The following is a 5634-nucleotide window of genomic DNA, read 5'->3' as shown; positions in this document are numbered from 1 at the left end:
ATGGAGTATATAAAAACGGAATCTTCAGGAGACAGTTTCACTTCACCAAGCTTAAAAACGTGGCGGGAGGATTCTTTTTGGGCACTTGCTGAAAAAAAGTTACCCGTTAAAAAGAAAATGGCCGATAATATTAGATAATTTTTCATGTTAATAATATTTAAAAGTTAATCGCATTTAAAGAATTAATCCATAGAAGAGACTGCCAATTCCTCGGGACCATAGTCATAAACTTTAGCACCCAGGTTGATATCATGGCCGCCCTTAATCGAACCCTGGGAATAATCATACACGAAGCCCAGGGTATTCGGACGAAGGTTCGAAGTATCTATCGATGATGCCCCGGTGGGATTCCTGGATACTCTGGAGGAGCAGTAAGTCAGTGGCGGATGGGTATGAAACAGGCCGATTAAATATTTTCCTCCCTGTGATGGATCCGTTGATGGGTGTGGAGAATTATAAAGCGTTAAAGTGGCATCCTCCCCGCATTCAGACGTATTCCCTGTTTGGAAAGGCGAATCAATCCTCAGCTCATAAATATCCCGGTCAAGGTAAGCGTACAGACAGAACCCGTACTCTTTATATTTGCCATGATTTTCTTTGGCAAATTCCTTTGTTTTCTGCCAAGCATCGTCCATATCCGACGACACCCACGATTTAATTACTTCCCGGGGAGGATACTCAATCGTAACTGTAACAATATCCGAATTATACGTTTTCCCATCGTTAAACCTAACCTGTGCTTGTATATCCCATATTCCGGCTTTTAACGGATTTCCGTTATAGCTCAGCATTGATACGCCTCCGTCTAAGTAATGGCCTTCGTTATCATCCAGTGGATCATCTCCTGTCTTTGCAATATAATAATCTACATAAGCAACATCTTTTTCTGTGTACCAGGGGGTATAGAAAGACAGGCGCAACTGATAGTTCCCTTGCATAAGGGTTATCAAACTGCTGCCTGATGTCAGGAAAACAACCTGGACATCCTCATCCGTCGATTTGGTATCTATGTTTACTTGCTTTACTTGCTGAGTTTTGCTGAGGTCTTCTTTTGAACAGGAAAAAAGCAAGATCCATAACAATCCGGTTAAAGGAATTAGTAGTAAAAATTTAGTTTTTTTCATGATTTTAAGTTAATGGTTATTGTGTGAAATTTCAGTGGGTTTTTTAAATTCACCATTCGAAGGGTTTGCTCTTTTAAGTTGAGTAAGCTTGGGTTTTCGTCCGGAGGGGCATGTTCGGGTATGGTATTCTTGTATGTTTTCATGATCCGTTTTTAATAAGGTTTTTTCAATAGCAAGCTAATGTGTTTCAGGAAGAGGGAAGGGGGGCAAATTAGTAAAATACAGGGTGAAGTTGCTACATTTGAGTAGACAGTTAGTTAAGGTATATTTTCAAAACTTATATCTTAGAATTATGAAACAAGAACGAAGGACATTTACAAGAGAGTTTAAGCTGAATGCAGTTGAATTAAGTTATTCCAGAGCGAATGTTGTGGAATTAGCCAATGAGTTAAATATCCGACCAGAATTATTATATCGCTGGCGTAGTGAGTTTGCAAGTTATCAAGGGAAAAGTTTTCCTGGTAACGGGATTCCTAAAATGACAGAAGAAGAATCCGAGGTTTCCCTTTTGAAAAAAGAATTAGCAGAAATGCGCATGGAAAGGGATATCTTAAAAAAGGCGGTCAGCATCTTTTCCAAGAGCGATGGAAAGTTTACCGGTTTATAGCTGATCACAGCTATAGATTTCCCATCGAAATGATGTGCAAAGTATTGAATGTTAGCCGAAGTAGTTATTATAAATGGTTGAAAAGAAAGCCTTCAAAAAGGACAATTGAAAATAAAGCACTTGTGGAACAAATACACAAAATACATACGAAAAGTAAAGGGATCTATGGCAGCCCACGGATAACAGAAGAACTAAAAGCAAACCATGTTTCGGTTTCCCGGCAGCGGGTTGCCAGACTGATGAGCAAGGCCAATATCCGCAGTATAACTAAAAAGAAGTTCAGAACGACAACAAATTCAAAACACAACTACCCTGTGGCGCCAAATTTGCTAAATCGGGAGTTCAAAGTGGTACAACAAGGCAAAGTTTGGGTTTCGGATATTACATACATCCGCACTTTGGAAGGCTGGCTATATTTAACTGTCATAATTGATTTAGCTGACAGGAAAATAATTGGATGGGCTATCAGTCGTTCAATGAAAGCATGTGAAACAGTAGTTCCTGCATGGTTAATGGCAATACGCAATCGCCCCATTCATACAAAACTGGTTTTCACTCAGATAGGGGTATTCAATATGCGTGTACCGATTTTAAGAATTTGATCCATCAAAATCCATTGGTTTATCAAAGTATGAGCCGTAAAGGAAATTGCTGGGACAATGCTGTAGCTGAAAGTTTCTTTAAAACATTAAAAACAGAGTGGGTATATCGATACAAATATGTATCAAGGAGGCAAGCTTCGAATTCAATATTTGAATATATTGAAACATGGTACAATACTAAAAGAAGGCATTCTTCTTTAAATTATCTTTCACCAACAGAATTTGGAAAACTATTAAACAAACATAAAATGGTAGCATGACTTAACTCAATGTCCACTTTTTTGTTGCAAGTTCACACTTGCTTTAGCACTTCAACAGCACCTTCCAAAAGCGAGGTCTCAAAATTCTCAGCACTCGAATAAGCCATCAGGTTAAATTTTGTTCCCCAGACCTTAACATCATATTTTTCAGTGTTTACAATAAATGGCTTTGATTTATCTGTGGCAACATCAAAAAAGCCTTCGCCATCAAGTTTGACTTCACGGACATCTCCCGAAAATTGGCTTGGGAAAGTCATGGTGGTTTTCGCGTTTAGGTACACTTTTGTACCATCTCCCAGCGTAATTTCGGCACGTTGCCCGGCAGGAACATGCAAAGTTTGTAGGTTGGTTTTGGTATTCTGTCGAATATCTTCAGACAAAAAATAATGGGATACTAATAATGCAAGAACGAATATGGCCGCTATTTTCAGGGCTTCGATAAAGTATTTATTTCTTCTTCTAACAGCTGTTTTATCTTTGGACTTTTTCCGAGAGGCAACATCAGCATCTGTTTGCCAGATCATGATGTCGTTTAATTTTCGAAGAGCCAGGTATTCCTTCATATTTTTGGGATCAGCATCCAACCAATTGGTTACCATTACCTTTTCCTCGTCAGTACAATTCCCATTGACATACTTTAATAGAAGCTCTTCCATGCTTGAAACGTTTAGTTTTTAGTAGCGGCGTTTTTAATTTTCCGCTAACTACTAACAGAACGATTGAAGCTGAAGCATCCCTAGTCGATTTTTGAACTTTTTTTAATAATTCAGGAAAGAAAAAAATCCAATTAGCGGTAGGTAATCATTTAAGGCTAAACGTAACTCCTTTATTGATTGTGAAATATGATACTCGACCCCTTTTTGAGAAATATCAAACAATTCAGCAATTTCTTTGTACGATTTATTTTCAAAACGACTTAGAAGAAATATTTCCCTTGTTTTCTCGGGAAGCGATTGGAGAGTTTTTTGAATGATTTGCTGTATCTCTTTGGAGAAGATTTCATTTGGGTCACTGGACTCAAGCGATGTTCTTCTGATTTCCAGCTCCCGGGTCAGTGCTTTTTCGATTGTACCGTGAACATCCCGTTTAATGGTTTGATGCTGTAAATAGTCGAGCGTACTGTTTTTCAAAATGGAAAACAAAAAAGGCCTGACTGGATCTACTGCGTCCTTTTTCATCCGTTCCCATAATTTAATAAGGGCATCAGATACAATATCCTCGGCGGCCATATCATCATGAACATACGATTTTACATACAGGTAGGACTTCCTGTAATAGGCAGTATAAATCTCATTAAAGCTATTGGCCTGATTGAGATACATCTCTTTTCAGTTTCGGTTTGATCCAGCAAATTTAGAAAAATTATCCACTTTATTTGTTTGAATAAAATTATCTACTCTCAGGTGAGATATTAGGATCTATCAATGTCTGAAGAATCTTTTTAGGCTATGCTCCATTTAATTTCATTTTGAGTGTGTTCATATCCTCCGATATCTTTGAATCTACAATCCGTGCATAGATCTGCGTTGTTTTTAATGAAGTGTGCCCCAGCATTTTTGAAACTGTTTCAATCGGAACGCCATTTGCCAAGGTAACAGAAGTCGCAAAGGTATGCCGGGCGACATGCATGGATAAATTCTTCGTGATTCCGCAGATGCTAGCCAGTTCCTTGAGGTATTCATTCATCTTTTGATTTGAATGCACCGGAAGTAGTTTACCTCTGTTTCGATTCACCGGAAAGTTTTCATACTTCTGCAAGATGATATTGGCTTGTGGCAGCAATGGAACCCGACAGCGAATCTCTGTTTTCATCCGATCAATGATAATCCATTTTTCTCCGTCATTACCTTGGTGGATATGAGTGCCGCGAAGGTTACTTAGTTCTGCATAGCCCAGTCCGGTGTAACAGGCAAAAACGAAAACATCTCGAATAATTTGCATTCGGGTTGTGCTGATTTCTTTACGTTTGATTCTATCCAATTCCTGGATTGTCAGGTAATCCCGATGCGTTTCATTGCGAGAAACTTTGAAAGAGCGGTAAGGATTATGGGAAAGCTGATTCATGGCTATCGCGGTATTTAAAACCCTTTTTAGATGCTTGTGGTAGGTGAGGGCCGTATTTGGCCTTAACCTGAGTTCGGTTTTCAAGTACAGGTCGAATAAACTCAGAAACTTGTAATCGACCGCCGACAATGCCAGATCATTTCTGCCGAAGCTGCTTTTGAAGAATTCAGCCAGTCGCATCCGGGTTGTTTTGTAATGCTTTAGCGTTCCCTCGGAATAGTCATTTCCGACCCTGGCAGCTATCCCTTTAATAATGCCATCCAGAATTTCCAATACGCCTTTTTCATTGCTTACTCCCAATAGTTTGTTTTTCACGTGGAGAGTAGAGAAAGGTTCTCCTTTCGATTCCAACTGGTTGTAGACATCCTGCACCCTGGTTCTGATTTTGCCCAACCCGTTATTCAGGATTTTGGACTCTTCTGTTCTTCCTGCAACCTGTTGCCGGCCATCATCCCAATTATCGGGAACAACAAAAATACCGGTAGATAATTCGAAGCGCTGGTTGTTCATGGTGCACCGGACATAAACCGGGCATTTCCCGTCGGTGCGGGATTTTGATCTCTTTAAAGAGAAATTTACGGTCACTCTCATAACTCAACTCATTTTTGTGGTTAAAAATGGTCTCGTTTTCCTACTTAAAACTACCCGTTTAGGGTCTCATATCCAAGCATCAAAACGAAACAAATTCACTCAAAATGAATTGATCATCAGAAAATTACATCGATTACCGAGACCTGTTGGCGGTTTTCTTCGGATAGGTCTCGATATAGTCTCGTTTACTTTGCGATTCTATGCCTGTTTTTGATGCCTGCACAAAATAAAAAAGCGCTTAAACCATTCGATTTAAGCGCTTTTGATGTTTTTTGTTGTCTTGAAGTGTGACTCAGCTGGGGTTCGAACCCAGGACCCCATCCTTAAAAGGGATGTGCTCTACCAGCTGAGCTACTGAGTCATCCTGTATGTTGCCTTTTTGTTTA

The 5634-nt window shown here is 39.4% G+C and carries 5 protein-coding genes, 1 tRNA gene and 1 pseudogene; 1 reads left to right on the top strand and 6 read right to left on the bottom strand.

The features are described 5' to 3' along the window. Positions 1-182: 182 nt before the first annotated feature. Both ACTB00_RS19710 and ACTB00_RS19705 read right to left on the bottom strand, forming a co-directional pair. A complete protein-coding gene (locus tag ACTB00_RS19710) occupies positions 183-1124 on the bottom strand; it encodes a hypothetical protein (protein ID WP_463301622.1) in 942 nt (313 codons plus the stop codon). Beyond that, on the bottom strand, positions 1121-1267 hold the full coding sequence (locus ACTB00_RS19705) for a hypothetical protein (RefSeq protein WP_463301621.1): 147 nt from the start codon (positions 1265-1267) through the stop codon (positions 1121-1123). The genes ACTB00_RS19710 and ACTB00_RS19705 overlap by 4 nt, the downstream gene beginning before the upstream one ends. A 149-nt stretch (positions 1268-1416) precedes the next feature. Between ACTB00_RS19705 and ACTB00_RS19700 the strand changes: the two are divergent. Continuing rightward, a pseudogene (locus ACTB00_RS19700) lies at positions 1417-2593 on the top strand (IS3 family transposase). Between the two features lie 32 nt (positions 2594-2625). Here the strand turns inward: ACTB00_RS19700 and ACTB00_RS19695 are convergent. The 4 genes from ACTB00_RS19695 to ACTB00_RS19680 form a co-directional block, all read right to left on the bottom strand. Next, positions 2626-3249, bottom strand: coding sequence for a FecR family protein (locus ACTB00_RS19695; protein ID WP_463301620.1), 624 nt, complete (start codon positions 3247-3249; stop codon positions 2626-2628). Between the two features lie 102 nt (positions 3250-3351). Next, positions 3352-3915 (bottom strand): RNA polymerase sigma-70 factor, encoded by a 564-nt coding sequence (locus ACTB00_RS19690; protein ID WP_463301619.1) that lies wholly within the window; start codon positions 3913-3915, stop codon positions 3352-3354. A 124-nt stretch (positions 3916-4039) separates the two neighbouring features. Further along, positions 4040-5248, bottom strand: coding sequence for a site-specific integrase (locus ACTB00_RS19685; RefSeq protein ID WP_463301618.1), 1209 nt, complete (start codon positions 5246-5248; stop codon positions 4040-4042). A 288-nt stretch (positions 5249-5536) separates the two neighbouring features. After that, positions 5537-5609 (bottom strand) — tRNA-Lys (locus ACTB00_RS19680). Positions 5610-5634 lie beyond the last annotated feature (25 nt).

This window comes from Sunxiuqinia sp. (assembly GCF_055140945.1).
Note: the sequence above shows the minus strand (reverse complement) of the source record. Positions and strands in the feature narration are given on the sequence as shown.